Here is a 26,240-nt window from a genome sequence, read left to right on the forward strand (position 1 = left end):
AGGAGGAACGGTGCGTAAGGTCCTGGTCGCCAACAGGGGAGAGGTCGCGGTCCGGATCATCCGGGGCTGCCGGGACGCGGGGCTGGACAGCGTCGCGGTCTACGCGGCGCCCGACGCCGGCGCGCCGCACGTGCGGCTGGCCGGCGAGGCGTTCGCCCTGGGGGGAGACACTCCCGCCGCCAGTTACCTGGACGTGGGCAAGGTGCTCGACGCGGCGCTGAAGTCGGGCGCCGACGCCGTCCATCCGGGCTGGGGATTCCTGTCGGAGAACGCCGGCTTCGCCCAGGCCGTGATCGACGCCGGGCTGACCTGGATCGGGCCCCCGCCCGGCGTGATCAGGGAGCTCGGCGACAAGGTGTCGGCCCGGCGGATCGCGGCACGGGTGGGGGCCCCGCTCGCCCCCGGCACCCCCGGCCCGGTCTCCGGCGCGGCCGAGGTCGTGGCCTTCGCCGAGGAGCACGGCCTGCCCGTGGCGATCAAGGCGGCGTACGGCGGCGGCGGCCGGGGCCTCAAGGTCGCCTGGACCATGGAGGAGATCCCCGAGCTGTACGACAGCGCGGTGCGGGAGGCGGTGACCGCCTTCGGCCGGGGCGAGTGCTTCGCCGAGCGCTACCTCGACCGGCCCCGGCACGTCGAGACCCAGTGCCTGGCCGACGCGCACGGGAACGTGGTGGTGGTCTCGACCCGCGACTGCTCGCTGCAGCGCCGCCACCAGAAGCTGGTCGAGGAGGCCCCTGCGCCGTTCCTCACCCCCGAGCAGTCGCGGCTGCTGTACGAGAGCTCCAAGGCCATCCTGCGCGAGGCCGGCTATGTCGGGGCGGGCACCTGCGAGTTCCTCGTGGCCCGCGACGGCCTGGTGTCGTTCCTGGAGGTCAACACCCGCCTCCAGGTGGAGCACCCGGTCAGCGAGGAGGTCACGGGCCTCGACCTGGTCCGCGAGATGTTCCGCGTCGCGGCGGGGGAACCGCTCGGCTACGGCGACCCGGAGATACACGGCCACTCCATCGAGTTCCGGATCAACGGGGAGGATCCGGGCCGGAACTTCCTGCCGTCCCCCGGCACGGTGATCCGCTGGCGGCCGCCGGGCGGGCCGGGGGTCCGCCTGGACTCCGGCGTCGTGGAGGGCACGCAGGTCGGCCAGGCGTTCGACTCGTTGCTGGCCAAGCTGGTCGTCACCGGGCGGGACCGGGAGCAGGCCCTGGCCCGGGCCCGGCGGGCGCTCGCCGAGTTCGAGGTCGAGGGGCTGGCGACCACGCTGCCGTTCCATCGGGCCGTCGTCGACGACCCGGCGTTCGCCCCCGGCCTCACGGTGCACACGCAGTGGATCGAGACGGAGTTCGCCGGCGGCGTCGAGCCGTACGGCGGCCTCGTCGTGGAGCCGGAGCCCGGCGCGGGGACCGAGACGCTGGTGGTGGAGGTGGACGGCCGGCGGGTCGAGATCGTGATGCCGGCTGGCCTGACCACGCCGGCCGCGGAGCGGGTCGCCGCGGGGCCGCGGCGCAGGGGTGCGCGCCGGGCCGGGGCGGGCGGCGGTGCGCCGGCCGCCGAGGGCGCGGTGGTCAGTCCCATGCAGGGCACCATCGTGAAGATCAACAAGACGGACGGCGAGACGGTGGAGGAGGGCGAGCTGCTCTTCGTGCTGGAGGCGATGAAGATGGAGCAGCCGCTGTTCGCGCAGCGGGCCGGCCGCGTCGCCGGTCTCGCCGTCACGGTGGGCCAGGCCGTCGCCGGTGGCGAGGTCCTCTGCGTGCTCGGCACCTGACCTCGCGGGGAGCGGGCGGACGATCGCCCCGGCCCGGTGACGCCGTCGCGTCGCCCGGCCGGGGCGATCGGCGCTCCCGCACCGGCGGCAGGGAGGAGCGGGAGCGGTCCGGTGGACGAGGGGGTTCAGGCCCGGGCGGGGACGGGCGGGCGGGGGCCGGTCCGGACGCGCCGCGCGCCCGCGACGACCACCGCCGCGGCGGCCGACGTCACGGCCGCCACCAGTACGGCGAACGCGGTCACGGTGGAAGGGCCGGGGTAGATCAGCGGCTCGCCCCTGAGCGCCTGCCAGGTGAGCAGCACGAGCAGCCCGCCGAATCCGGTGGCCGCCACCCTGACCAGGCCCAGGCGCACACCGTCGTCGGCGAGGACGGGCACCCGCGTGCCCAGCGCCCGGAGGGCCGCCAGCAGCAGGGGCAGGGCCTGCAGGGCGTGCAGCCCGGCGAAGTGCGCCACCCGGAGATCGCCCCCGGTGGTGCTCCAGCCGAGGATGGGCAGCCCCGGCCCGCCGTCGGGCACGCCGACGCTGTGCGCCCCGGAGACGCCGCCGGCGTTGGACGTGGAGCCCACCATCAGGTAGGCCTCGGCCATGCCGGCGACGCACAGCGCGAGCCCGAGGCGCAGCGCCGAGGCCGTGGGCCGGTCGCCGACCCGGTGCAGCAGCACCAGCCCGGTGACGGCGATGGTCACCACCCAGAGGGCGGTCACCAGCGTCCCCATGAGGCCGAAGATCGCCGCGTCCTGCGGGGTGCTCACGTTGAAATGGCTCTGCCGTCCCCGCGCCGCCTGGAGCGTGATGAGGCCGACGCCCACCGTGCTCATGCCCGCGATCAGGTCGCCGAGCCGTCTGGCCACGACCGGGGCGCGCTTCAGCAGCGTCAGCAGCCAGGCCAGGGTCAGGCTGTAGACGCCGAACGAGACGGCGAACTTGAACGGCTTCATCCACACGGGCACGCCGAGGAGGGTGCGGTCGTCGACGACGAGCCCCACCAGGGACACCACTGCGAGCACGGCCATCGCGCCGCAGAAGACGATGAGCGTGCGGTGCAGGCCGAGCACACTGCGGAGGAGCGCTCGCATGGGACCTCCTGTCGAAGTTGTCGCCCCCGGTGCGGCCCGCCTCGGGCCGCACCGGGGGATCTGCCGGAAACGAAGCCGCCGGCGGCCGGGGGACCCGGCCCCCGGGCTCAGACCTTCGCGTCGACCTGCCCGGCTTCCACGACGGACTCGCCCTCCCGTACGCCGAACCGGTCCCACAGCCGGGCCAGGGGCCGCGGCGCCCACCAGGCGTAGCGGCCCAGCAGCCGCATGGTCGCGGGCACGAGGAGGCTGCGGACGATGGTGGCGTCCACGACGACCGCGATGACCAGGCCGATTCCGGCCATCTTCATGAACGCGATGCCGGAGACGGCGAAGCCGCCGACGACGACCACGACCAGGAGCGCGGCACTCGTGATGATCTTCGCGGTGCGCTGGAGGCCGACCGCCACCGACTCGACGGGATCGCCCGTCAGCATCCACTGCTCGCGGATGCGCGACAGCAGGAACACCTCGTAGTCCATGGCCAGGCCGAAGGCGATGGCCACGATCAGCACGGGGAAGTTCACGTCGACCGCGCCGATCGGGACGAAGCCCAGCGCTCCGGAGAGCCAGCCGTCCTGGAAGATCAGCTTGATGGCGCCGAAGGACGCCGACAGAGACAGGAGGTTGAAGAGCACGGACTTCAGCGGCAGCAGGACCGAACCGAAGGCCATGAAGAGCACCACGAAGGAGACGACCGCGACGAACAGCGCCATCCACACCATCCGCGAGGTGACCATGTCGACGATGTCGACCCGGGAGGCGGGCATTCCGGTGAGCGAGGTCTTCGCGCCCGGGGGCGGGGTGACGGCGCGCAGGTCCTCCACCATGCGGCGCGACTCACGCGACATCGGGTCGCCCGAGTAGGCGAGCGTCACCCGTCCCTCGGTCCCCTGGGTCCCGGTGACGCGGGCGTCCGCGACGCCCGGCACCGCGCCGAGCCGCGTCGCGTAGGCGTCGAGTGCCGCGCGGTCGGGAGAGGACTCGACGACCATCGTCATGAGCTTGCCGGGATCGCCGTCGAACCTGGCCGCCATCTCCCCGGTGACCACGCGGGCGTCGGCGGAGGCGGGCAGCACCCAGTCGCCGGGCCGGGCCCAGTTGACCCCGGCGAACGGCAGGCCGAGCCCAACGAGCAGGACCACGATGCCGATCGTGGTCACCAGCGGGCGCCGCATCACCGCGTGGGCGACGCGATACCAGCGCCCCTGCTCGGGCGGGGCGGACAGCGCGCGGCCCCGGCGCGGCACCAGCCGCCGGCCCCCGAGACGCAGCAGGGCGGGGAGCACGGTCAGCGACGCCAGCACGGCCAGCAGCGTCACTCCGGCGCCGGCGAAGCCCATCGACAGCAGGAACCTGGACGGGAAGAGGGTCAGCCCGGCCAGTGAGATCGCCACGACCAGGCCGGAGAACATGATCGTGCGGCCGGCCGCGGCGGTGGTCCGGCGGATCGCCTCGTCCAGGGGCCTGCCCTGGCTCATCTCCTCCCTGAACCGGGTGACCATGAGCAGCGCGTAGTCGATGGCCAGGCCCAGCCCCAGGATGGTGACCACCTGGATGGCGAAGGTCGAGATGTCGGTGAAGAAGGTCACCAGCCGCAGCACGGCGAGTGAGCCCAGCGCCGCGACGATGCCGACGAGCAGCGGAAGCGAGGCGGCCGGCAGGCTGCGGAAGATGACCACCAGCAGGATCAGCAGGATCGGGATGGACAGCGCCTCGGCGAACAGCAGGTCCCGCATGGTCTGGCGGTTGACCTGGTCGGTCATCGAGGTGATGCCGCCGAAGCGGACGGTGAGGCCGTCGGCCTTGAACTTGTCCTGGATCGCCCGGAGCATCTGCACACGCTCCTGGTCGACGCTGGAGCCGAGCTGCACGGTGACGTAGGTCGCGTGCCGGTCCTTGGAGACGAAGCTCTGCGAGTGGGTGGACCAGAAGGACTCGAGCCGCACGACGTCGTCGCGCGGCACCGACGCGATCGCCCGCTGGACGGGCTCGGCGAACCTCGGGTCGTCCACTGTCAGGGTGTCGCTCTCGTAGAGGACGACCACGTCGTTGGCGTACCTGCCGAGCGGCCCGGCCAGCACCTTGTCGGCGTGGACGGACTCGCTGCCCGGATCGTCGAAGCCGGCTCCGCCACCGAGCGCGCCCAGGACACCGGTGCCCCAGCCGCCCGCGCCGATGGCGAAGATCAGGGCGCCTATCACTATCCATAGACGCCGTCGGACCACGAAAGTGCCTAGAGCGCTGAACATGAACTGCCCTCATCTGTCAAGAGGTGGAAAGTTGGGCTATCTATAATTACCGTCAGCTTCACTATCCACTATCCATGTTCATTGCGCAACGGGCCTCAGGAGGCCTCCATGAGCTCACGCAGGGGCGGTCTGGTCACGTTCCTGATCGCCGGTCTGGCGGCCTTCATGACCGCCCTGGACAACCTCGTCGTCACCACCGCGCTGCCGACGATCCAGCGGCAGTTCCGGGCCTCTCTCGAGGGGCTGGAGTGGACGGTGAACTCCTACACGCTCACCTACGCGGTCTGCCTGCTCACCGCGGCCGTCCTCGGGGACCGCTTCGGGCGGCGGCGGGTCTTCGTGACGGGGCTGCTGGTGTTCACCGCCGCCTCGGCCACCGCGGCCTCCGCCGGATCCGTCGGCGTGCTGGTCGCGTCCCGCGCCGTCCAGGGCATCGGCGCCGCACTCGTCTTCCCGCTCGCCCTCACCCTGGTGGTGACGGCGGCGCCGCCCGCCAGGCGCGGCCTGGCCATCGCGGGCTTCGGCGGCATGAGCGGCCTCGGCATCGCGCTGGGCCCCTGGATCGGCGGGCTCATCGTCGAGTACGGCGACTGGCAGTGGGTGTTCTGGATCAACGTGCCGATCGGGCTGGTGCTCGCGCCGCTCGCCGCACGGCTGCTGGGCGCCGGCAGGGGCCCGCACGACCGTCTCGACGTCCGCGGCACCGTGCTCGTCACGGCCGGCCTGTTCGGGATCGTCTACGGCCTGATCCGCAGCGTACGGCTCGGCTGGCTGCACCCGCAGGTCGTGCTGTCCGTCCTGGCCGGGCTCGCGATCCTGGCCGTGTTCGTCCGGTGGGAGCGGCGCGCCGCGTATCCCATCATCCCGCCGCGCCTGTTCCGCAGCCGCGGCTTCACGTTGTCGAACGCGGTCGCGCTGCTCGTCCAGGGCGGCATGTTCGGCGCGGTCTTCCTGCTGACGCAGTTCCTGCAGAACGCCCTGGGGCACACCCCGCTGCGCGCCGGCGCGATGACCCTGCCGTGGACCATGATGCCGCTGCTGGTCGCGCCGGCCGCCGGCGTGTTCGGCGACCGGATCGGGCCGCGGCGGCTGCTCACCGCGGGGGCACTGCTGCAGGCCGCCGCCCTCGCCTGGTTCGCGGTGGTCTCCACCACGGACGTCGCGTACGTCGTGCTTCTCCCGGGAATGGTGGTCGCGGGCGTCGGCATGGGCCTGTTCTTCGCCCTGGCCGCCCGCGTGGCCATGGACTACGTCTCCACCGACGAGGAAGGACTGGCCTCGGGCGTCAACAACGCGATGCGTCAGATCGGGGTGGTGCTGGGCGTGGCCGTGCTGTCGGCGGTGTTCGCGACGGCGGGAGGCTACGCGGCGCCGGCGCGGTTCGTCGCCGGTCTGCATCCGGCGCTGTGGGCCGGGACCGCGATCGTGCTGCTGGGCGCCGTCGTCGCGATGCTGGTGCCGCGTCCCGTCTCCGCCACCCCGGGCGAACGTGAGGAGACCACTTTGAGCACGATCGAAAGTGGATAAGCACAACTTCCGCTATCTATTCTGGAAACGATCGGCGTAAGGATGGGGAGGGCGGCGACGTGCGCATAGGTGAGCTCAGCCGGGAGAGCGGCGTGTCCATCCCCACGATCAAGTACTACGTCCGCGAGGGGCTGCTGCCCGCGGGCGAGCGCACCAAGTTCAACCAGGCGCAGTATGACGAGACGCACCTGCGCCGGCTCAAACTGGTCAGGGCGCTGGTCGAGGTCGGCGGGCTGTCCATCGCCGCCACCCGCGACGTGCTGAGCCTGATGGACGCGCAGACGAGCGACCTCGCCCGCCTGGGCAAGGCCCAGTACGCGCTGACCCCCCGCAGGGAGCACGAGCCGGACGAGGCATGGGAGTGGGCCGGCGAGCAGGTGGACGGTCTGCTCGCCAAGCACGGCTGGAAGGTCTCGCGCAACAACCCCGCACGGCTCCAGCTCGCCGAGGCGCTGGCCACGCTGCGCCGCCTCGGCCAGGACGACTACCTCGCCATGCTCGACCGCTACGCCGAGATCGTCGGCGAGATGACGACGATGGAGGTGGACGGGGTCCTGGCGCGCAGGAACCTGGACGGGATGGCCGAGGCGATCGTCATCTGGACCGCCATCGGCGACTCGATGCTCACCGCGTTGCGCCGGCTCTCGCAGGAGGCCGAGACCGTACGCCGGTTCGGCGAGACCGTCTTCACGGCCGAGGGCGAGCAGCAGGACTGAAAAGGCAGCAGGACCCGTGGGCAAGGCCGGGGTGGGGTCAGCGCAGCCTGACCACGGCGCGCGGGCGCGCGAGGACCTTCTCCCCGCCGCACCGGACGGTGAGGTCCACCCGCACCCGGCCGTCGCCGAGCTTCTCGCTCACCACCGCGCCGGCCGTGATCTCGACGCCCTCGTCGGTGTCGGGCACCAGCACCGGCGCCGCGAACCTGGTGGCGCACTCCAGCACCGTGTCGCGGCCCGCCCACTCGGTGAGCACCCGCAGGGCCACGCCCAGGGTGAGCATGCCGTGCGCGACGACGGCCGGCAGGCCCGCCCCGGCCGCCGCGCGCTCGCTCCAGTGGATGGGGTTGAAGTCGCCCGACGCGCCCGCGTAGACGACGAGGTCGCCGCGTCGCAGGGTGTGGGTGAGCCCGGGCAGGCGGGTGCCGACGCCGACCTCCTCGTAGCGGGGCTCAGCCATCGGACCTCGCGATCAGCGTCGACGTGCCGGTGCAGACCAGCTCGTCCTCGGTCGTGCGCACGACGCTGGAGAGGGTGAGCACGTCCGTGCCGCCCACGTGGCCGGCCTCGGCGACGGTGACCGTCACGGTCAGCTCGTCGCCCGGCTCGATGGGCCGCCGGTGCTCGAAGCGCTGCTCCCGGTGGAGCAGCCTCGTCGTGTCGAACCCGACCTCGGGATCGAAGACGACGCGCAGCTCGGCAGGCATCGTGACCACGACCGCGAAGGTGGGCGGGGCGCACGCCGGATCACCGGAGTCGCCGATGGCCCGGGCGAACTCCCGGATCTTCTCCCGGCTGACGAGATAGGGATCGGTGGCGGGGTAGACCCGGCCCACCAGAGCGGCATTCAGCGGCATCGCGACCCTTCCGTACGCGGAGACGTGCCGGTCAGCGGTGAATCTATGCGCGCGGTCCGGTCGGGCGGCATTCCTCTTTGGGGGTAGAGGCGATGCCTCGGGAGCGGTACGCCCTACCCCCTATGTGCACTGGGGGCCTCACCTGGCGTACGGGCAGTCTAGGGAGTGATCGGCAACCGGACCGGGAGGCGGAGATGTTGTCTTTTTCCCTGCTGGGAGCTGTCGAGCTGAATCAGGGGGACAAGAAGTGGACTCCACGCGGGCCGAAGGTGCGGCAGCTTCTGTCGCTGCTGCTGATGCGGCCATCGCAGACGGTCACCCTCGACACGCTCGTCGAGGAGCTGTGGGACGGCAGCCCGCCGCGTACGGCGGTGCAGACCATCCGCACCCACGTCTACAACCTGCGGACGGGGCTGGAGCGGGAGGCGGGGCTGCCGGGCGCGGCCGGGCTGCTGGTGACCGAGCCGACCGGCTACCTGCTCCGGGTGCCGCCCGGGCAGGGTGACGTGGACAGGTTCCGCCGGATGGTCGGCGAGGGGCGGCTGCACCTGGAGAAGGGCGACGCGGAGACCGCCGCCGGGGTGCTGCGCCGGGCCCTGGACCTGTGGCGGGGCTCGCCCCTCACCAACGTGCCGCTCGGCCCGGTCCTCGCCCAGCACGTCGCGCACCTGGAGGAGGTGCGCATCCGGGGGCTGGAGCTGTGGATCGAGGCGGGCATGAGCCTGGGCCGGCATCGGGAGCTCATCGCCGACCTGCGCGAGCTGGTCGCGGTGCACACGCTGAACGAATGGTTCCACGCCCGGCTGATCGAGGCCCTGCACCGCTCGGGACGCCGCGGCGACGCGCTGAACGCGGTGCAGAGCCTGCGCCGGATGCTGCACGACGAGCTGGGCGTGGAACCCTCCGCCGAGGTGCGGCGGCTCCAGCTGGCCGTGCTGGCCGAGGCCGGGTAGCGGCCTCCGCTCACCGCAGCGCGACGATCACCTTGGGCATGAGCAGGACCTTCGCCCCGTCGAGCCGTACGGCGAGGTTCACCCGCACCTTCGGCGGCTCCAGCTTCTCCGCCACCGACGCCTCCACGGTCAGCTCGACGCCGGCGTCGTCGTCGGGCACCGGAACCAGCCGGGGGAAGCGCCCGCCGAAGTCGACCACGGCGCCGGGATCGCCAGCCCACTCGACGAGGTAGCCCAGCGCCAGGCCCATCGTCAGCATGCCCTGCGCGATGGGCCCGGGCAGGCCGAACCCGGTGGCCGTACGGTCGTCCCAGTGGATGGGGTTGTAGTCGCGGGCGGCCCCGCCGTACCTGACCAGATCCTTGCGCCGCACCCGGAAGGCGCGCGAGGGCAGCCGGAAGCCCGGCTCCAGCAGGTCGTAGCGTGGCCGGGTCACGCTCTGGACGGTCACCGAGGCACCTCCTCCCCGAAGACGACGAAGATCGACCGGCCCGTGCAGACGTGCCGTCCGCCCAGGTCGGTGATCCGGCTCTCGTAGCTGACCACGTCGCCCCGGGCGAGCGTCTCCACCGCGGCCAGGCGCACGGTCACGGTGATGACGTCGCCCGCGTGGATCGGGCGTTCGTAGGCGAAGCGCTGCTCCCGGTGGACGAAGCGGTCCTGGCCCTGGGCGCCGAGCTCGGGGTCGAGCACCGCCCGATACTCCGCGTCGAGCGTGACCACCATGGGAAAGCTCGGCGGCGCGATCACGTCGGGGTAGCCCAGCGCACGCGCCGCCCGCGGATCCACGTAGGCGTCGTGCCCGTCGCGCAGGGCCAGGGCGAACTCCTTGATCTTCTCCCTGCTGACCTCGTACGGCTCGCTCGGCGGGTAGACCTTGCCCACGCAGGAGAGGTTCAGCGCCACTCGCGCACCACCAGACAACCCACGTTGCCGTCCTCGCCGATGGACGTGACCAGCCCGATGCGGGGCTCCCTGGCCGGCTCACGCCACAGCGCGAGCAGCGCGGCCAGCTGCATGGCGCCGCTGGCGCTGTAGAGCTCGCCCAGGACCTCGCCCACCCTGACGTGCGGGACGGGACGGCCGAGCGCCTCTCCGAGAGCCCATCTCTCCAGGTCGTCGCGCACCCAGTGGTTGGTCGCGCCCAGACTGGCCGTGTCGACCGCTCCGGGGCTCACCCCGCTGCGCTCCAGCGCCCGCTCCACGCACTCCGTCAGCGCCTCGGCCTGCTCCTGCGCGGTGCCGTGGCCCCGGTAGGCGACCTCGCAGGCCAGCATCTCGGCCGGCGCGGTCCGGCCGGACGCCCTGACCGCCTCCGCGTCCTCGACGAGGAACAGGGCGCAGCCCTCGCCGACCGGCGCGTCGTCCACCAGCGCCCCGGACAGGTGCCAGCCCCAGGCGGCGGCGGGCGACAGCTCCTCCACGCCGCCGACCAGGACCCTGCCCGCCCGGCGCTGCTCGATGGCCGTACGGGCGAACCGGATGGCGGCCAGGCTCGCGGCCTGGCCGCTGGACACGACGGAGTTGACGGCACGCAGGGAGTTGCGGATGGCCACCTGCCCGGTGCAGGCGTTCGTCACCACGTTGGGGAAGTTGCCGGGGTTGACCAGGTAGGGCTTCTCCTGCACGAGCGTGTCGATGCCGACCTCGACCATGCTGGTCAGGCTCCCGGTGTTGGTGGCGAGCACCACACCGGTGTCGGCCCCGGCGTCCGCGTCGAGCCCGCCGATCCCGTCCAGGGCGAGCCGGCACGCCACCAGCCCCAGCTTCGTGAAGCGGTCGACGTGCCGCAGCCCCTTGCGGCCCAGTAGCTCGGCCACCTCGAGGTCGGGAATCGCCCACAACGGGCGGGGCGGATAGTCCTCGGGCGACTCCTCCGGTTCGGCCCGGCTCTCCAGGCCGTGCCGCAACGCGTGCTCCAGGGGCTCCAGCCCGAGTCCCGCGGGGGAGACGACGCCGCACGAGGTGATCGCCAGCGGTGTCTCGGTGAGGACGAGGCTCAACGCAACCTCCCGAATATCGTCACGACGTTGTTGCCGCCGAAGGCGAGCCCCTGGTTCTGCGCCACCTGGACGGAGGCCGGCCGCGCCGCGCCGGGAACCACGTCCAGCCCCTCGCCGAGCGCGGGGTCCAGCTCCTGCACGGTCGCCGTCGGGGGCAGGAAGCCCTCCTCGATGGCCTTGCTGCAGGCGATCGCGCCGAACGCGCTGGCCGCGCCCATGGTGTGGCCGATCATCGACTTGATCGAGCTGACGGGCGGCAGCCGGTCGCCGAACACCTCGCGCACCGCCTTCACCTCGGTGAGGTCGTTGGTCGGTGTGCCGGTGCCGTGCGCGCAGATGTAGTCGATCTGCTCGGCGCGCACCCCCGCGTAGCGGTGGGCGATCCTGATGCACTCGGCGATGCTGTCGGCGTCCGGCTTGACCATGTGCTTGGCGTCGCAGTTGACGCCGTAGCCCAGGACCTCGGCGTAGATCCGCGCGCCGCGGGCCAGCGCGTGGTCCAGCGGCTCCAGCAGCAGCACCGCGCCGCCCTCGCCGGTGATGATGCCCGACCTGTTCACGTCGAACGGCCGGCAGACCTGCTCCGCCAGCGCGCCGAGACGGTAGAAGCCCGCGTGGCAGGCCCGGTTCACCGCGTCGGCGCCCCCGGCGAGCATGAAGTCCGCCTGTCCGGTGCGCACCAGGTCGAAGGCGTACCCCAGGGCCATGTTGCTCGCCGAGCAGGCCGGGGGGATCGTCTGGGAGTCGCCGGACAGCCGCAGCTCGTAGCTGACCGCGTTGGCGATCTGGCTGACGGGCGTCATCCCGGGCAGGCGGGGGTCGACGTTCTTCAGCCCGTTGCCGACCCACTGCTCCACCGCGGCCTGGAGCACCTGCGACTCGCCGGCCGTGGTGCCCATGATCGAACCCGTCCGGCGCGCCGACAGCAGGTCCGGGTCGATTCCGGCGTCCCGTACGGCGAGCCGCGCGGCGGCCGCGGCGAACTGCCCGCTGCGCCCCCACTGCCCGGGGTCCAGCCGCTCGACGAGGGCGGCGGGATCGAAGTCGTGCACCTCGGCGGCGACGACCGACGGGAACTCCGAGGCGTCGAAGCTGCGGATGGGGGAAAAGCCCGTGCGGCCCGCCCGCAGCCCTTCGACGAACGCCTCGACCCCGATGCCGATGCAGCTGACCGCGCCCAGCCCGGTGATGACCACGCGGCGGGGCTCAGACACCGCTGGTCTCTCCGGCGAGCTTGTCCATGACCTGGTACACGCCCTGCAGGTTCGGCATGTTGGGCAGCTCGTCCTGCGGGACGGCGATCCCCAGCTCCTTCTCGATGCGGGCCAGGATCGTGATGAGGGAAAGGGAGTCGGCGTCGTATTCGTCGATGAAATGCCCCGTCTCGGTGAGCTCGCCGGGCTCCAGTTCGAGCTCCTGCGAAATGATGTCGCGCACCTTCTCGTGAATATCCATTGCTGATCCCTTCGGCGACTGCCTTTTCCGTGCCGGAACGTTAAACAGGCCGTCGTGCGACCGGCAAGGCGAGTGAGCCGAAAGTGGTATGCGCCCGTCTGCTTTTATCGTCCTTCTACCTCCGTTTCATCGGCCTGTGTCACAGTCGCCTCTGCTCCATTTCCATTCAGTGGAGGTGATGATGACGGTCGACCTGGAAGTCGCCGACGACCCGGTGAGCGCCGCCGAATTACGTTTCAACCGCACCATGGAGCGCACACTCGTCCACCGGACCTCGGTCGCCGAGGTGTTCGTGACCGACATGGCCCTGGCCGGGCCCCAGCGGCTGCTGGTGGCCGCCCAGTTGCCGCTCAGCCACGGGTACTACAGCGACCATCCGTGCGGGCCTGGTCTGTTCGACCCGCTGCTGATCCTCGAGGCGGGCCGTCAGGCCGGGATAGCCGGCGGGCACATGCTGGGCTTCCCGCCTGACACGATCATGATGGTCGACAGGTTCGAGCTGGATCTGCCCGACGCCGACGCCCTGCGGATCGGGCGCCTGCCCGGCGAGCTGCTCATCGACAGCCGTTTCGAGGTCACCCGGCTGCGCCGGGGGCGCGTACGCCAGGGAGTGGTCCGCCAGGACCTGCGGCTCGGCGACCGGCACGCCGGCACGCACGAGATGCAGGTCCAGGTCGTCTCGCACGACGAGCTGGCGGCGCTGCGCACCGTGGTCCGGGGCACTCCCGCTCCTTCCACCGGAGAGATGCCCGACGACGCCGGCCCGCTCGCGGCTCCGCCCGCCGTGGTCGGGCGGAACAACCCTCTCAACGTCGTCCTCGCCCAGGTCGAGCGCGGGGAGGCGGGGGCGCGGGCGCTCGTGCGGCCCCGGTTCGGCAACCGGTCCCTGTTCGACCACGACTACGACCACCTGCCCGCGATGGTGCTGACCGAGGCGGCGCGCCAGCTCGCGGTGGTGGCCTGCGGCGACGCGGTGGTCTGGCCGGTCTCGGTGACAGGCGGGTTCCGCCGTTTCGCCGAGCTCGACCTGCCCGTGCACGCCGCCGCGGTCCGCGTGCCGTACGGCGCGAGCGGTGATCGGGCGCGCGGCTCCGGCGCGGGCGGGCCGGCACGCGACCGGGTGGACGTCTCCTTCACGCAGGACGGCACGGTGATCGCCGAGGTGACGCTGGCGATGGTGCGCCATGGCTGAACCCGTCGAGGCGATCTGGACCGACTTCGGCGGCGTCCTGACTCCGCCCATCAGCCACACGCTGGCCACTTTCTGCACCAAGCAGAACATCCCCATGGAGCCGCTGATCGACGCCGTGCTCAAGGTCACCGCGACGTACGGCACCGACGACATCATGCTGCCGATCGACACGCCCCTCGTGACCGAGAGCGAGTGGCTGGCCCAGATCGGCGAGGTGCTGCGCGCCGACCACGGGATCGAGCCCCGCCTGACGAGCCTGGCCGACGCGTGGTTCGACGGCCGCGAGGCCAACCACGAGTGGGCCGGGCACCTGCGCGCGCTGCGCGGCCAGGGCTTCTTCGTCGGGCTGCTGTCCAACATGGTGCCCGCGTGGGACGACCACTGGCGCCGCATGATCGACCCCGCCGCCCACTTCGACGAGGTGGTGCTGTCCTTCGAGGTGGGCTGCCGCAAGCCCGGCAGGGAGATCTTCGAGCTCGCCGTACGGCGGTCCGGCGTGCCCGCCTCCCGCTCGATCTTCGTCGACGACCTGGCCAGGAACTGCGAGGGCGCGGAGGCCGCCGGATGGCGCGCCGTCCGGTTCACCGACACGGCCCAGGCGATCACCGCGCTGGGCGAGCACCTGAAAGTGAGGACACCGTGAGCCGTTCCGTCCTGGTCACCGGGGGCAACCGCGGCATCGGCCTGGCCATCGCCCGCGCGTTCGCCGACGCGGGTGACAAGGTCGCCGTCACCTATCGCTCGGGCGAGCCGCCCGAGGGCCTGTTCGGCGTGCGGTGCGACGTGACCGACAGCGCCTCGGTGGAGGCGGCCGTGGACGAGGTGCGGGTGCAGCACGGCCCGGTCCAGGTCCTGGTCGCCAACGCCGGCACCACCAGGGACAACCTGTTCATGGCGATGAAGGAGCAGGACTTCGCCACCGTCGTCGACACCAACCTCCTCGGCGCCATGCGGGTGGCCAAGGCGACCGTCACGGACATGGTCAAGGCCCGGTGGGGGCGGATCATCTTCATCGGCTCCACCACCGCCTTCTGGGGCTCGCCGGGCGTGACCAACTACGCCGCGTCCAAGGCCGCCCTCGTCGGCTTCGCCCGCTCCCTCGCCTGGGAGCTCGGTCCCCGCAAGGTCACCGTCAACGTGGTCATGCCGGGCCTCATCGAGACCGACATGGTGGCGGGCCTCAGCGCGGAGCACCGCGCCTATCTGCACAGCATCACCGCGTTGCGCAGGTCGGGACGCCCCGAGGAGGTGGCGCCGGCCGTGCGTTTCCTGGCCTCCGACGAGGCCTCGTTCATCACCGGCGCCGCGATCCCGATCAGCGGCGGATCCGGTCTGGGCCACTGAACCACCGAGGCACCGGCAGAAAGGAAACGATGATGATCGACGAGGTAGGGGAGATGCTCTCCTCGGTGCAGGCCCCGCCACCCGGCGCGACGCCCGAACTGGTCGAGGTGGCGATCGGCATCGCCAAGGTGTTCGGCGAGCTGGACGACGAGGCGGCCAGGAAGTACGTGGCGCCGGATTTCGTGGATCACGAGGCGTCGCCGGGCGTGGGCGGCGGCCCGGAGGGATACCTCGCGACGGCCCGCTACATGCGCCGCGCCTTCTCCGAGGCCAGGTGGCAGGTGGACGAGTTCATCGCCGAAGGCGACAAGTTCGCCTGCCGGGTGACCTTCAGCGGCAGGCACACGGGCGACTTCCTGGGCGTGGCGCCGACCGGCAGGCAGGTGCGGGTGCAGCATCTGCACTTCTACCGGATCGCGGACGGGAAGGCGGTCGAGCACTGGGGCGCCCGGGACGAGCTGACCCTGCTGCGGCAGATCGGGGTGTTCACCCCCGAGCACCGCACGCCCGCCGACGCCGCCGCGGCGGAGGGGCTGTGATGACGAGGCGAGTGCGCATGCGGCTGGTGGCCGCCGCGGTCATGGCCCTGGTGGTGGGGGCGAGCACGGCCCCGGCCCAGGCGTCGGTCCCGGTGCCGGCCCGGACATGGGGTCTGCCGTCCCCGGCGGACTGGGCCATGGGCGGCCACGACACCTTCAACAGCAAGTCCAACCCCTTCGAACGGCGCATCAGCCCGGCGAACGCCCGCCGGCTCGCCGTCAAGTGGACCTTCACCACGACCGGCGACACCTCGGCCATCCCCGCCGTGGTCGACGGCGCGGTCTACGTGCCCGACTGGGGCGGCTACTTCTACAAGCTGAACGCCGCCACGGGCAAGGTGATCTGGCAGCGCAAGGTGTCGGACTGGAACGGCATCGAGGGCAGCATCGTCCGGTCGAGCCCGGCCTACGTCAACGGCCGGCTGTACTTCGGCGACCAGAACGGCCCGAACGGCGGCCAGGGCGCGCACCTCATGGCCGTGGACGCCCGGACCGGCGACCTGATCTGGAAGACCACCCTGGACGACCAGTTCGCGGCCGTGCTCACCGGCTCGCCCGTCGTCTACAACGGGGTCGTCTACCAGGGCGTCTCCTCGAAGGAGGCCGCGCTGGCGGGCCTGCCCGGCTACCCCTGCTGCAGCTTCCGCGGCAGCATGAACGCGGTGGACGCCGCGACGGGCAGGATCCTCTGGAAGACGTACACCGTGCCCGACAACGGCGGCAGGCCGGGCGGGTTCGCCGGCGGCGGGGTGTGGCCCACCAACCCGGTGATCGACCCCGTGCACCACCAGGTGATCATCGGGACGGGTCAGAACGTGAGCCTGCCCGACGACGTCCTGCAGTGCCAGGAGAACGGCGGCACGCCCGAGGAGTGCCTGCCCGACGACAACCACATCGACCAGTTGCTCGCGCTGGACCTGACCACCGGCGCGATCAAGTGGGCGGCCGGGGACAAGGTGTTCGACGCCTGGACCGTGGCCTGCCAGATCGGCCCTCCGGAGCACTGCCCGCCGCACAACGGCGGCGACTACGACTTCGCCGAGGGCGGCCATCTCTACACCGTTCCCGGCCCCGGCGGGCTGCCGCGCCTGGTGGTCGGCGCGGGCCAGAAGAGCGGTGTGTACTGGCTGTTCGACGCCCGGACCGGCAAGACCATCTGGAAGAGGCAGGTGGGCCCCGGCGGCACGCACGGCGGCATCGAGTGGGGCAGCGCCACCGACGGGCGCCAGATCTATCTGAGCAACGCCAACACCAGCCACGTGGCGTACACGCTTCCCGACGGGACGGTGACCACGAACGGCATCTTCTTCGCGCTCGACGCGGTCACCGGCAGGATCCTGTGGCAGCGCGCCGATCCGTCCAACGAGGAGACGATGGCCGCGGTGACCACGGCCAACGGGGTCATGTTCGCCGGTTCCATGAGCGGTCACATGTACGCCCTGGACGGCGCCACCGGCAAGATCCTCTGGGACTACCTGGGTGAGGGATCCTCGAACGCCGGGCCGGCCATTGTCGACGGCACCGTGTTCTGGGGCAACGGATACGACAACCGCTTCATCCACGGCAAGGGCAGCAAGACGTTCTACGCGTTCTCCGTCAACGGGCGATGATGCTCGCACCCGTCGTCGCGGCGGCCCTCCCGGCCACGGCACTTCTGCCCCTCCGGGAGGGCGCTCGCGGTGATCGTGGTCGTGGGCGGCTTCGCCGGCTCGGCGAGGCCGTCGTCCTGCCGGAGTTCCTCCCACCGGCGGCGGTCGGGTCGGAGAACTGAGCGGCACGCGGGGCGAGACCGAAACGAGCGGTGGCCGGCTCCCGGCCACCGCTCGTCTCGCGTCTTCTGTCAGGACGACCGGTCCTGTCAGGACAACTGGCCGCGCAGGGCCTCGTGCAACGGCTGGATCTCGTCGGGCGAGCGCTCGATCGACTGGAAGAAGGCGAGGCTGGTGGCCAGGTCGCCGAACCGCTCGTGGATCTTGACCGCGGCCTCCTTGAACCCGCCGACGATCGCGAACGTCTCCAGCACCGAGTCGTCGACGGCGTCCGGCATCTCGGCGGCCCGGCCGGCCCCGGCCAGCCGGTAGAGCTCGTCCTTCAGTGCGCCCATGCCGTGCAGTTCCAGCACCGGCGCGTAGCTCGGGATGGAGGCGTAGTAGGCGATCGACTCCTTGGCCCGGCGGATCGCCGCCTGGAGCTCCCGCTCGTCGTCGCTGACCGCGACGATCGGCGTCACATGGACCTGGAAGCCGTCCATCGACTTGCCCGCCGCCTCACGCGCCTGGCGCAGCGTGGGCAGGGTGACCTCCTCCAGGGCCTTGCGGGTGGTCATGATGTGCGCGAGGAACCCGTCCGCCAGCTCGCCGGCCAGGCGCGTCATCATCGGCCCCACCCCGGCCAGCAGGATCGGCGGCGGGCCGTACGGATTGGGCCCGGGATTGAAGAACGGGCTCATGACCGTGTGGCGGTAGAACTCGCCGCGGAAGCGCAGCCGCCCGTCCGTCGCGAAGCACTCCCAGATGGCACGCAGCGCCAGGATGTACTCGCGCATCCGCGGCGCCGGGCTGGACCAGGGCATGCTGAAACGCTTGGTGATGTGCGTCTGCAGCTGTGATCCGATGCCGAGCGCGAAACGCCCCCGGGAGACCAGCTGGAGGTCGTTGGCCAGCATCGCGGTCGTCATCGGGTTCCTGGCGAAAACCACGGCCAGGCCCGTCCGGATGGAGGGCCGGGTGGTGCGCAGGGCCGCGGCGGTCAGGCCGACGAACGGATCGTGCTGGGTCTCCGACAGCCAGATCGAGTCGTAACCCAGCTCCTCCGCCCGCGCCGCCCAGTCCCCGAATATCTCGGGCCCGGCAGTTATGCCGTGAAAATCGATTCGCACGAACGATCTCCTCCTCGCACGTCAACTCACGGCAGCGATGAAAACATCGCAGCGATATAGGGGGCCAGAAGGCGCCGGGGAACATGTTTCTTTAGGTGGAGAAGGGCCTGTCACTTAGGTCGTGTGGATATTCCTGGCCCAGCGCCGGCGGCGGGCGAGGCGTCCGTGCGCCTTTCCGGGTTTCCCACGCCTCTCTCCGGCGACTTTTCGGGCGTCGCCCGGCGAGCCGGCCCGCCTGGTTCCGGCTCTGGGGCGGGAGCGGGGGCCGTGGCGGGAGCGGAAGCGCTGTAGCGGCGCAGCTCGGGGACCGCCCAGGCGATCGCCGCCGCGGTGATCACGGTGAGCAGCCCGCCCGCGCAGATCACGAGGCGTGGGCCGTCCAGCACACCGGCGGTGGCGTCGTGCAGGTGCACGCTGGTGAGGTCGTGCAGGTGCGCGCTGGTGGGATCGTGCAAGTGCCCGCCGGCAAGGTCGTGCACGCGTGCGCTGGCGAAACCGTGCAGCAGGTTCGCGATCTGCGGCCCTCCGTTCAGCACGATGGTGAGCGCGCCCTGCACGCGCCCGCGTACGGCGTCGTCGGTGCGCGCCTGCGTGATCGTGGTGCGGAAGGCGCTCAGCACGCAGTTGACCGCGCCGCCGAGCGCGAGTGCCGACACCGCGATCCACAGCTCGGCGGCCAGGCCGACGAGCACGACGGCGAGCCCCCACACGACGGCGGCACCCGCCACGAGCGCGCCGTGGCGTCGAGCACGGGTGAACGTGCCCGACAGCAGCCCGGCCACGACGACCCCGGCGGGATAGGCGGCGTAGAGCAGTCCCGTCTCCGGGCCGCCCCCGGCCGCGCCGCCGAAGACGTCACGGGCCAGTTCGGGGAACAGCGCAGACGGCATGCCGAAGACCATGGCCGCGAGGTCCACGGCCAGCACCGCCACGAGCAGCCGGTCGGCCGCCAGGTAGCGGAACCCGGCAAGCATCCGCCCCGCCGCGTGCTCCGCGCCCGCCGCGGCCCCCTTGCCCGCCACGCTCCCCTCGCTCGGCCTGCCCCCGTTGCCCCCGTTGCCCCCGTTGCCCCCATTGCCCCCGGTGCCCGCCGCGTTCGCTGTGTCCTGCGTGCCCGTCGCGGGAGGCGGCGGCAGTGGCGGCAGCATGGCGACGGCCCACACCACGGCGAGCAGCGCGACGGCGTCGAACAGGTACAGCGTGCCGAGCCCCACGACCGGGACCAGCACACCGGCGAGCATCGGCCCCAGGACCGACCCGCCGTAGCGGACCAGCGAGCTGAGGCTGTTGGCCGCGGGCAGCAGCTCGGCCGGGACGAGACGGGGCACGGTGGCCCCCGTCGTCGTCAGCACCGTCCCGTACGTCAGCCCCTGGAAGGCCACCGCCACCAGCAGGACGGGGACGGAGCGGCCGCCCAGGACCGCCTGGAGCCACAGCGCCGTGTACGTCAGCGCCAGGCCGAGGTGGGCGGCCAGCAGTATCGTCCGGCGGTCCTTCACGTCGGCGCGGGCGCCGCTCCACACCGCTGCCACGACCAGCGTGGCGAACGACAACCCCGCGGCGGTTCCCACGGCCGACGACGATCCGGTGACCGTGAACAGCTGCGTCGGCACCGCGACCACGCTGAAGGATCCGCCCACGGCACAGATCACCGAGGCGGCCCACATCCGGCGGAACGCCGGGACGGCCAGCGGCCGCCAGTCGACGCCGAAGGCCCGAACGGAGGCCCGAACGGAGGCCCGCCTGGAGGATCGGGTGGCAGAGCGGGGCTGCCGCGCCGTCGTGGGGCTCATCGCGCGGCCCCGGCTTCGCCGGCGGCCGTGGAATCCTCCTCCGCCGCCGGGCGGGCTGTCACGTCCGCCACCACGCAGGCCACGTTGTCGGGGGCTCCGGCGGCGTACGCGCGGTCGATCAGCTCGTCGACGACCTGCTGCGGACCTCCGGGGCCGCCGAGCGTCTCGCGCAGCACGCGGGCGGGCACGACACCCGGCAGCCCGTCCGTACAGAGCAGATAACGGTCGCCGGGTGCGGCCTCGCGCATCGACAGGTCGGGCAGGGAGGACCCGGCGCCGGTCAGCGCGCGGACGAGGAGCGAGCGCCTCGGGTGGGAGGCGGCCTCCTCCGGGGTGAGGCGGCCCTCGTCGATCAACGACTGCACGTACGAGTGGTCGTGGGTGATCTGGAACAGCCCTCCGCCGCGGAACAGGTAGGCCCGGCTGTCGCCGATGTGCACCAGCGCGGGTCGCGACCCGGACCACACGAGCGCGGTCAGCGTGGTGACCGCCTCTCCCGAGGGCACGGAGGCGGCGATCTCCCGGATCGCGCGCTCGGCGTCGCCGACGGCGTCGGCGATCGCGCCGAGCAGGTCCTCGGCGGGCACCGGCAGGGTCAGCAGGCGATTGAGCGCGTCGACGGCCGCCGCGCTCGCGCGGTCGCCGCCCTGGCCGCGCATGCCGTCGGCCACCGCCAGCAGTCGCTCGTCGGCGTACGCGATGTCCTCGTTGCTCGTCCGCACCGGGCCCGGCTCCGACCGGGCGGCATAACGGATCTCCAGCGTGGTCGTGGCGTCCTGCACGGCACTGCCCCTTCCCGACAGGTGGTCGACGAGGAAGGCGGCGAGCCGGTCCCGGGACCGGGTCTCGGCCGTGACCTGCCGCCAATAGGCGGCCACCTCCTCGGCCGCGTCCTGCGCGGGCAGGTCGCACACCCGCCGGATGCGCGCCAGCGGCATGCCGAGCCGCCGCAACCGGCGATCAGGCGGGCCCGCTCCAGCTGCACCGGGTCGTAGTAGCGGTAACCCGACTCGCCGTCCACCGCGGCGGGCCGCAGCAGCCCGGCCTCGTCGTAGAGCCGCAACGCCTTGGGCGACAGCCGGGCGGCCCGCGCGAACGTCCCGATGGTCAGCAGCTCCCGCACCACTCCTCCTCGTCCCGGTCCTCCTCGTCCCGGCCGCCGTGGCCGGTGCCGACGATGCTGCGGCTTCACCCAGGGGCAAGGTCAATCCGCGCAGGAAGCTACACAGGGACATCTGGAACGGGCGCGGGAGGGCCCGGTCTCGGCGTGGCCGTCCGGCGCCGTCCGGTCCAGGGCGGCAGGTCCGCCGCCGATGCACGCTTTCCGGCGGTATCCCGGTAGCCTCGTGGGCGACAACTCGATGGGGAGAAGGAGAACCGGTGTCCGGTCTGGTCGTCGCCATGGACGGTCCCTCGGGATCGGGCAAGTCGAGCGCCTCGCGGGGCGTCGCGCGGGCGCTGGGCCTGCGATACCTCGACACGGGCGCCATGTATCGCGCGGTCACCTGGTGGATGCTCCAGCGGGGCGTGAACCTGGAGGACGCCGCCGAGATCGCCGCGAGGGCCGGCGAGCCCACACTGGTGATGAGCACCGACCCCGACGCGCCGGGTGTCACCGTGGACGGCGTCGACGTCAACGGGCCGATCCGCGGCCCCGAGGTGACCGGCGCGGTGTCGGCCGTCAGCGCGGTCCCGGAGGTGCGCCGCCGGCTGGTGGCCCTGCAGCGGCAGATCATCGCCGATTCCCTGCCCGGTGGCGGGATCGTGGTCGAGGGCCGCGACATCGGCACCGTGGTAGCGCCGGACGCGCCCGTCAAGATCTACCTCACCGCGGACCCCGAGGCCCGCGCCCTGCGCCGTACGGCGGAGCTGGACGGCACGACGGTGGAGGCGCAGAAGGCCGCGATGGCCCGGCGCGACGCGCTCGACTCGACGCGCAAGGCCGATCCGCTGGCGAAGGCCGCGGACGCGGTGGAACTGGACACGACGCCGCTGGACCTGGACGAGGTGATCGCCGAGGTGCTCCGGCTCGTCAAGGAGCGGGTCTGACGCCCGCCCGCCCCGCCTGACCCCCCTCCCGCGCCGCGTCCGCCGCGCCGGGGATGGGCCACGCGGTGCGGCGTACGAACGGAGCCCGGCCCCGGAAGCGGTCCGCCGGGAGGCCTCACGGGAGGCCGGGGAGAAACGGGAAGAGCAGCCGATGAGGCAGGGTATGGACGTGACGGGGGAGTACGACGAGGACGAGGGCGGCTGGATCGAGGCCGAGCTCGCCGAGCTTTCCGGTGAGGAGACCGAGCGGGAGCCCGACGCGGGCCCGCTGCCGGTCGTCGCCGTGGTGGGGCGCCCCAACGTCGGCAAGTCGACGCTGGTCAACCGCATCATCGGCCGCCGTGAGGCGGTCGTGGAGGACGTGCCGGGCGTGACCCGCGACCGGGTCACCTACGAGGCGACCTGGCGGGGCCGCCGGTTCACGCTGGTCGACACCGGTGGCTGGGACCCCGACGCGACCGGTATGGCGCTGCGCATCGCCGAGCAGGCGCAGATCGCGGCCGAGCTGGCCGACGTGATCCTGTTCGTGGTGGACGCGAGCGTCGGCGTCACCGACTCCGACGAGGCCGTCGGCGCGGTCCTGCGCCGTTCCGGCAAGCCGGTGGTGCTGGCCGCCAACAAGGTCGACAACCAGCAGATGGAGCTGGAGGCGAGCGGGCTGTGGTCGCTCGGCCTGGGCGAGCCGCACCCCGTCTCGGCCCTGCACGGCCGCGCCAGCGGCGACCTGCTCGACGTGGTGCTCGACGCGCTGCCCGAGACGCCGCCGCAGACGTTCGGCGAACGGCGCGGCCCGCGCCGGATCGCGCTGCTGGGCAAGCCCAATGTGGGCAAGTCGTCGCTGCTCAACAAGCTCGCCGGTGAGGAGCGGGTGCTCGTCGACCCGATGGCCGGCACCACCCGCGACCCCGTCGACGAGCTGGTCGAGCTGGGCGGCACGACGTACCGGTTCATCGACACGGCCGGCATCCGGCGGCGCGACCGCGAGCTGAAGGGCGCCGACTTCTACGCGGCGATGCGCACGCGGGCCGCGCTGGAGCGGGCGGAGGTCGCGGTCGTGCTGATCGACGCCTCCGAGGTGCTGACCGAGCAGGACCTGCGGATCATCGGCCTGGTCATCGAGTCGGGCCGGGCGATGGTGGTCGCGTTCAACAAGTGGGACCTGGTCGACGAGGACCGGCGCTACTACCTGGAGAAGGAGATCGACCGGCAGCTCGTCCGCACGCCCTGGGCGCTGCGGGTGAACATCTCGGCGAAGACGGGCCGCCATGTCGAGAAGCTGGCCCCGGCCATCGAGCGGGCCCTGGAGTCGTGGGGCACGCGGGTGCCGACGGCCCGGCTCAACCAGTTCCTCACCGAGCTGCTGCAGGCCACCCCGCCGCCGGTGCGCGGCGGCCGGCAGCCGAAGATCCTGTTCGCCACCCAGGCGTCCACGGAACCGCCGAAGTTCGTGCTGTTCACCTCGGCGTTCCTGGAGGAGACCTACCGCCGGTTCCTGGAGCGGCGCATCCGCGAGGAGTTCGGCTTCGCGGGCTCTCCGATCGAGGTGACGATGAAGATCCGCGAGAAGCGCAAGAAGAAGTAACCTTCGGGCCGGCCGGGGGCCTAGGCAACCCCCGGCCGGTGCGGGGCCTCGGCCGCCGCCGCTTGAGCCCACCGCCTGAGCCGGCCGCCTCGGGCGCCGCCGGGGGCGCCTCCCGGGTGGACGCTTCAGTCGCCGCCGCCTCAGCTGTGGCCGCTGCCGCCCGGGTTGTCCCTGCCGGCTCCTGAGCCGTGGCCGCTGTCGCCTGGGGTTTTTCCGCCGGCGCCTGAGCTGTCGCCGTTGCCGCCTGGGTTGCCCGCTCTGGCACCCGAGTTGCCGCCGTTGCCGCCTGGGGCGTCTCCGTCGGCGCTCTGTGTGGCGGCCGACAGCAGGGTGAGCGCCGCCTCGCGGGCCTGCCCGCTCGTGCCGGCCGCGCCGTGGTGCGCGGCGACGACGGTGGCGCCCTCGACCAGCATGAGCAACTGACGCCCCAGGAGGGGCGGGTCGGCGGCCCCGGCGCGCTCGGCGATGCCGGTCAGCAGGTCGATGTAGCGGCCGAGGTGGCGCGTGGTGACGGCGCGCACGGTCTCGTCGTGATGCTGGGCCGCCGCGTTCACCATCGCGCAGCCGCGGAAGACCGGGTCCTCGAACCACTCGCCCAGCGTGTCGAACACCGCGGCGAGCTGGTCGCGAGGGTCGTCCCCGGCCGCGGCGACGGCCTCGGCCAGCCATCGGCCCACCCGTTCGCTGCGGGCCCGGAGCATGGCCTCTACGAGCCCGTCCTTCGTGCCGAAGTGCCGATAGAGCGTCTCCTTCGACACCCCGATGAGGGCGCACAGCTCGGCGACGCCGATGCCGTCGAGCCCGCGTTCGTACAGCACGGGGGTGGCCGCCTTCAGGATGGCGGCGCGGGTGCGCTCCGGGTCGATCGTCGAGCCCTTGGGAACCGGCATACCCCAGATGGTACCGACCGGTTCGATCCACTGCTACGCTCCGAGATCGTACCGATCGGTTCGATCTATGGGAGCCATCATGTCCGACGCCCTCGTCATGGGCCCGCCGGCGCGCCGTCAGACGCGGCAGGCGGTGCTGCTGGCTCTCGGCACGGCGTCGGCCCTCGGGCTGGCGCGCTTCGCGTACGGGCTGTTCCTTCCGGCGATGCGGGACGAGCTGCACTGGTCCCTGGCCGAAGCCGGGGCGATGAGCACCGCCAACGGGCTCGGCTATCTGCTCGGCGCGCTGGTGACCGCGGTCGTCGTACGCCGCCTGGGCACGGCGGCCACCTTCCGGTGGGGCATGGTCCTCACCGCGCTGTCGCTGGCGGTCACCGCGACGAGCGACGCCTATCCGGTGCTGGTGGCGGCGCGAGCCGGGGCCGGGGCGGCGGGCGCGGCGGTGTTCATCACCGGTGGCGTCATCGCGTCGCGCCTCGCCGCCCGTGCGGCCTCCGGCACGCCCATCACCGTGTATTTCGCCGGCACCGGGCTGGGCATCGTGCTCGGCGGTGTCGGCATCCCGCCGCTGGGCGACCGTCTTCATCTGGCCTGGGCCGGTCTGGGCGTGGCCGCCGGACTGGCGGCGCTGCTGAGCTGGGGCCCCGCCCGTGCGGGGGAGGACCCGGAGACGGACCGGAAGGCGCAGGCAGGCAGGGAGACGCGGGCCGCCGGGCGGGTCCACGTGCGGGTCCACGTGCGGCCGTTGTGGGGGATCGCACTTGCCTACCTGCTGTTCGCCGCCGGTTACATCACCTACATCACCTTCCTGTCCGCCTACCTGGCCGACCGGCACGCGCCGCTCGGCCAGGTGGTGCTCACCTGGACGGCGCTCGGCCTGGCCGTGATGGCGTCGCCCGCGCTGTGGAGCCGTCCGACCGCCGCGTGGCCCGGCACCCGGGCCCTGGCCGTGCTCCTCGGCCTTCTGAGCAGCGGCGCGGCACTGGCGATGGCGGCGCCCGCGCCGCCGGTCGTCCTCGCCTCCGCGATCGTCTACGGGGCGACGTTCATGGGCGTGCCCGCCGCCGTCACCGCGCTCATCAAGGCGAACACCCCGCCCGCCGACTGGACGGCCATCCTGGCGGCGTTCACCACGATCTTCGCGGCCGGGCAGACCGCGGGGCCGTGGCTCGCCGGGCTGGTCGCCGACCACACCTCGACCACCGCCACCCTGGCGTGGACCGCGATCCTGTGCGCCGCCGCGGCCGTGGTCGCGGCGTTGGCGGCTCCCACCCGCCGCGCCGGAGCGGCTCCCGCCGAGAAGACCCGCGACGTCGAATCGTCCACGAGGCAGTGAGGCAGTGAGGCCCACCATGACCACGTTCGTCCT

The 26,240-nt window shown here is 72.4% G+C and carries 25 protein-coding genes and 1 pseudogene; 12 read left to right on the top strand and 14 right to left on the bottom strand.

Annotated elements, in window-relative coordinates; all coding sequences use genetic code 11:
- Positions 1-10: 10 nt before the first annotated feature.
- Positions 11-1,762, top strand: coding sequence for a biotin carboxylase N-terminal domain-containing protein (locus tag HCK04_RS02205; protein ID WP_142645146.1), 1,752 nt, complete (start codon positions 11-13; stop codon positions 1,760-1,762).
- 125 nt (positions 1,763-1,887) lie between these two features.
- On the opposite strand, the gene HCK04_RS02210 is transcribed toward HCK04_RS02205, so the two are convergent.
- Both HCK04_RS02210 and HCK04_RS02215 read right to left on the bottom strand, forming a co-directional pair.
- A complete protein-coding gene (locus HCK04_RS02210) occupies positions 1,888-2,841 on the bottom strand; it encodes a hypothetical protein (protein ID WP_142645147.1) in 954 nt (317 codons plus the stop codon).
- A 107-nt stretch (positions 2,842-2,948) separates the two neighbouring features.
- Positions 2,949-5,045, bottom strand: a complete 2,097-nt coding sequence (locus tag HCK04_RS02215; protein WP_205829682.1) for an MMPL family transporter — start codon at positions 5,043-5,045, stop codon at positions 2,949-2,951.
- Between the two features lie 156 nt (positions 5,046-5,201).
- On the opposite strand from HCK04_RS02215, the gene HCK04_RS02220 reads away from it, so the two are divergent.
- Both HCK04_RS02220 and HCK04_RS02225 read left to right on the top strand, forming a co-directional pair.
- Positions 5,202-6,620 carry an MFS transporter gene (locus HCK04_RS02220; protein WP_142645149.1) on the top strand — a complete coding sequence of 473 codons (1,419 nt, stop codon included), beginning with the start codon at positions 5,202-5,204 and terminating at the stop codon, positions 6,618-6,620.
- Between the two features lie 59 nt (positions 6,621-6,679).
- Entirely contained in the window at positions 6,680-7,336 is a 657-nt protein-coding gene (locus HCK04_RS02225) for a MerR family transcriptional regulator (RefSeq protein ID WP_142645150.1), read from the top strand.
- A 37-nt stretch (positions 7,337-7,373) separates the two neighbouring features.
- On the opposite strand, the gene HCK04_RS02230 is transcribed toward HCK04_RS02225, so the two are convergent.
- Entirely contained in the window at positions 7,374-7,796 is a 423-nt protein-coding gene (locus tag HCK04_RS02230; RefSeq protein WP_142645151.1) for a MaoC/PaaZ C-terminal domain-containing protein, read from the bottom strand.
- Entirely contained in the window at positions 7,789-8,193 is a 405-nt protein-coding gene (locus HCK04_RS02235) for a MaoC family dehydratase N-terminal domain-containing protein (protein WP_142645152.1), read from the bottom strand. The genes HCK04_RS02230 and HCK04_RS02235 overlap by 8 nt, the downstream gene beginning before the upstream one ends.
- 194 nt (positions 8,194-8,387) lie before the next feature.
- On the opposite strand from HCK04_RS02235, the gene HCK04_RS02240 reads away from it, so the two are divergent.
- Positions 8,388-9,146: an AfsR/SARP family transcriptional regulator gene (locus tag HCK04_RS02240; RefSeq protein ID WP_168065557.1), complete on the top strand. Its 759-nt coding sequence runs from the start codon at positions 8,388-8,390 to the stop codon at positions 9,144-9,146.
- A gap of 10 nt (positions 9,147-9,156) precedes the next feature.
- Here the strand turns inward: HCK04_RS02240 and HCK04_RS02245 are convergent, their stop codons facing one another.
- From HCK04_RS02245 to HCK04_RS02265, 5 genes are read right to left on the bottom strand one after another with little or no spacing between them, the layout of a single operon-like run.
- A complete protein-coding gene (locus HCK04_RS02245; protein WP_260617032.1) occupies positions 9,157-9,597 on the bottom strand; it encodes a MaoC/PaaZ C-terminal domain-containing protein in 441 nt (146 codons plus the stop codon).
- A complete protein-coding gene (locus HCK04_RS02250) occupies positions 9,594-10,052 on the bottom strand; it encodes a MaoC family dehydratase N-terminal domain-containing protein (RefSeq protein ID WP_168065559.1) in 459 nt (152 codons plus the stop codon). The genes HCK04_RS02245 and HCK04_RS02250 overlap by 4 nt, the downstream gene beginning before the upstream one ends.
- Entirely contained in the window at positions 10,043-11,149 is a 1,107-nt protein-coding gene (locus tag HCK04_RS02255; RefSeq protein WP_168065561.1) for a beta-ketoacyl synthase N-terminal-like domain-containing protein, read from the bottom strand. Before HCK04_RS02255 ends, HCK04_RS02250 begins: the two co-directional genes overlap by 10 nt.
- Entirely contained in the window at positions 11,146-12,363 is a 1,218-nt protein-coding gene (locus HCK04_RS44045; RefSeq protein WP_142645156.1) for a beta-ketoacyl-[acyl-carrier-protein] synthase family protein, read from the bottom strand. Before HCK04_RS44045 ends, HCK04_RS02255 begins: the two co-directional genes overlap by 4 nt.
- A complete protein-coding gene (locus HCK04_RS02265) occupies positions 12,356-12,604 on the bottom strand; it encodes an acyl carrier protein (RefSeq protein WP_142645157.1) in 249 nt (82 codons plus the stop codon). Before HCK04_RS02265 ends, HCK04_RS44045 begins: the two co-directional genes overlap by 8 nt.
- Positions 12,605-12,782: 178 nt before the next feature.
- Between HCK04_RS02265 and HCK04_RS02270 the strand changes: the two genes are divergently transcribed.
- From HCK04_RS02270 to HCK04_RS02290, 5 genes are read left to right on the top strand one after another with little or no spacing between them, the layout of a single operon-like run.
- Positions 12,783-13,796, top strand: coding sequence for an AfsA-related hotdog domain-containing protein (locus HCK04_RS02270; RefSeq protein ID WP_168065563.1), 1,014 nt, complete (start codon positions 12,783-12,785; stop codon positions 13,794-13,796).
- Complete coding sequence (locus tag HCK04_RS02275) at positions 13,789-14,439, top strand: HAD family phosphatase (RefSeq protein WP_142645159.1); 651 nt, start codon at positions 13,789-13,791, stop codon at positions 14,437-14,439. The genes HCK04_RS02270 and HCK04_RS02275 overlap by 8 nt, the downstream gene beginning before the upstream one ends.
- Complete coding sequence (gene fabG, locus HCK04_RS02280) at positions 14,436-15,140, top strand: 3-oxoacyl-ACP reductase FabG (protein ID WP_142645160.1); 705 nt, start codon at positions 14,436-14,438, stop codon at positions 15,138-15,140. The genes HCK04_RS02275 and fabG overlap by 4 nt, the downstream gene beginning before the upstream one ends.
- A 29-nt stretch (positions 15,141-15,169) precedes the next feature.
- On the top strand, positions 15,170-15,679 hold the full coding sequence (locus tag HCK04_RS02285; protein ID WP_205829684.1) for an ester cyclase: 510 nt from the start codon (positions 15,170-15,172) through the stop codon (positions 15,677-15,679).
- A complete protein-coding gene (locus HCK04_RS02290; protein WP_142645161.1) occupies positions 15,679-17,289 on the top strand; it encodes a PQQ-binding-like beta-propeller repeat protein in 1,611 nt (536 codons plus the stop codon). Before HCK04_RS02285 ends, HCK04_RS02290 begins: the two co-directional genes overlap by 1 nt.
- Positions 17,290-17,537: 248 nt before the next feature.
- On the opposite strand, the gene HCK04_RS02295 is transcribed toward HCK04_RS02290, so the two are convergent.
- From HCK04_RS02295 to HCK04_RS44050, 4 genes and pseudogenes are all read right to left on the bottom strand, one after another.
- Complete coding sequence (locus HCK04_RS02295; protein WP_142645162.1) at positions 17,538-18,557, bottom strand: TIGR03617 family F420-dependent LLM class oxidoreductase; 1,020 nt, start codon at positions 18,555-18,557, stop codon at positions 17,538-17,540.
- 110 nt (positions 18,558-18,667) lie between these two features.
- The gene (locus HCK04_RS02300; protein WP_142645163.1) at positions 18,668-20,350 is read right to left on the bottom strand and encodes an MFS transporter; all 1,683 of its coding nucleotides are present in this window, start codon (positions 20,348-20,350) and stop codon (positions 18,668-18,670) included.
- A complete protein-coding gene (locus HCK04_RS02305) occupies positions 20,347-21,288 on the bottom strand; it encodes a protein phosphatase 2C domain-containing protein (protein WP_205829685.1) in 942 nt (313 codons plus the stop codon). Before HCK04_RS02305 ends, HCK04_RS02300 begins: the two co-directional genes overlap by 4 nt.
- Positions 21,289-21,317: 29 nt before the next feature.
- Positions 21,318-21,542, bottom strand: a pseudogene (locus HCK04_RS44050) (MerR family DNA-binding transcriptional regulator); the annotation flags it as partial.
- Positions 21,543-21,751: 209 nt separating this feature from the next.
- On the opposite strand from HCK04_RS44050, the gene cmk reads away from it, so the two are divergent.
- The gene (gene cmk, locus HCK04_RS02310) at positions 21,752-22,399 is read left to right on the top strand and encodes a (d)CMP kinase (protein ID WP_142645244.1); all 648 of its coding nucleotides are present in this window, start codon (positions 21,752-21,754) and stop codon (positions 22,397-22,399) included.
- A 151-nt stretch (positions 22,400-22,550) separates the two neighbouring features.
- Positions 22,551-23,981 carry a ribosome biogenesis GTPase Der gene (gene der / locus HCK04_RS02315; protein WP_142645164.1) on the top strand — a complete coding sequence of 477 codons (1,431 nt, stop codon included), beginning with the start codon at positions 22,551-22,553 and terminating at the stop codon, positions 23,979-23,981.
- Between the two features lie 140 nt (positions 23,982-24,121).
- Here the strand turns inward: der and HCK04_RS02320 are convergent, their stop codons facing one another.
- A complete protein-coding gene (locus HCK04_RS02320; protein WP_142645165.1) occupies positions 24,122-24,871 on the bottom strand; it encodes a TetR/AcrR family transcriptional regulator in 750 nt (249 codons plus the stop codon).
- Between the two features lie 79 nt (positions 24,872-24,950).
- Here HCK04_RS02320 and HCK04_RS02325 point away from each other — a divergent pair, with 79 nt between their 5' ends.
- Positions 24,951-26,207 carry a YbfB/YjiJ family MFS transporter gene (locus HCK04_RS02325; RefSeq protein WP_240970793.1) on the top strand — a complete coding sequence of 419 codons (1,257 nt, stop codon included), beginning with the start codon at positions 24,951-24,953 and terminating at the stop codon, positions 26,205-26,207.
- Positions 26,208-26,240: the final 33 nt, after the last annotated feature.

The organism is Microbispora sp. CL1-1 (assembly GCF_012034195.1).
Classification (GTDB): Bacteria; Actinomycetota; Actinomycetes; order Streptosporangiales; family Streptosporangiaceae; genus Microbispora.

Coding starts and splice junctions, on each gene's coding strand:
- HCK04_RS02210 (WP_142645147.1), bottom strand. CDS start 2,841: ATGCGAGCGCTCCTCCGCAGTGTGCTCGGCCTGCACCGCACGCTCATC.
- HCK04_RS02220 (WP_142645149.1), top strand. CDS start 5,202: ATGAGCTCACGCAGGGGCGGTCTGGTCACGTTCCTGATCGCCGGTCTG.
- HCK04_RS02230 (WP_142645151.1), bottom strand. CDS start 7,796: ATGGCTGAGCCCCGCTACGAGGAGGTCGGCGTCGGCACCCGCCTGCCC.
- HCK04_RS02235 (WP_142645152.1), bottom strand. CDS start 8,193: ATGCCGCTGAATGCCGCTCTGGTGGGCCGGGTCTACCCCGCCACCGAT.
- HCK04_RS02240 (WP_168065557.1), top strand. CDS start 8,388: ATGTTGTCTTTTTCCCTGCTGGGAGCTGTCGAGCTGAATCAGGGGGAC.
- HCK04_RS02265 (WP_142645157.1), bottom strand. CDS start 12,604: ATGGATATTCACGAGAAGGTGCGCGACATCATTTCGCAGGAGCTCGAA.
- HCK04_RS02270 (WP_168065563.1), top strand. CDS start 12,783: ATGATGACGGTCGACCTGGAAGTCGCCGACGACCCGGTGAGCGCCGCC.
- HCK04_RS02275 (WP_142645159.1), top strand. CDS start 13,789: ATGGCTGAACCCGTCGAGGCGATCTGGACCGACTTCGGCGGCGTCCTG.
- HCK04_RS02285 (WP_205829684.1), top strand. CDS start 15,170: ATGATGATCGACGAGGTAGGGGAGATGCTCTCCTCGGTGCAGGCCCCG.
- HCK04_RS02290 (WP_142645161.1), top strand. CDS start 15,679: ATGACGAGGCGAGTGCGCATGCGGCTGGTGGCCGCCGCGGTCATGGCC.
- HCK04_RS02300 (WP_142645163.1), bottom strand. CDS start 20,350: ATGAGCCCCACGACGGCGCGGCAGCCCCGCTCTGCCACCCGATCCTCC.
- HCK04_RS02305 (WP_205829685.1), bottom strand. CDS start 21,288: ATGCCGCTGGCGCGCATCCGGCGGGTGTGCGACCTGCCCGCGCAGGAC.
- cmk (WP_142645244.1), top strand. CDS start 21,752: ATGGACGGTCCCTCGGGATCGGGCAAGTCGAGCGCCTCGCGGGGCGTC.
- der (WP_142645164.1), top strand. CDS start 22,551: ATGAGGCAGGGTATGGACGTGACGGGGGAGTACGACGAGGACGAGGGC.
- HCK04_RS02320 (WP_142645165.1), bottom strand. CDS start 24,871: ATGCCGGTTCCCAAGGGCTCGACGATCGACCCGGAGCGCACCCGCGCC.
- HCK04_RS02325 (WP_240970793.1), top strand. CDS start 24,951: ATGTCCGACGCCCTCGTCATGGGCCCGCCGGCGCGCCGTCAGACGCGG.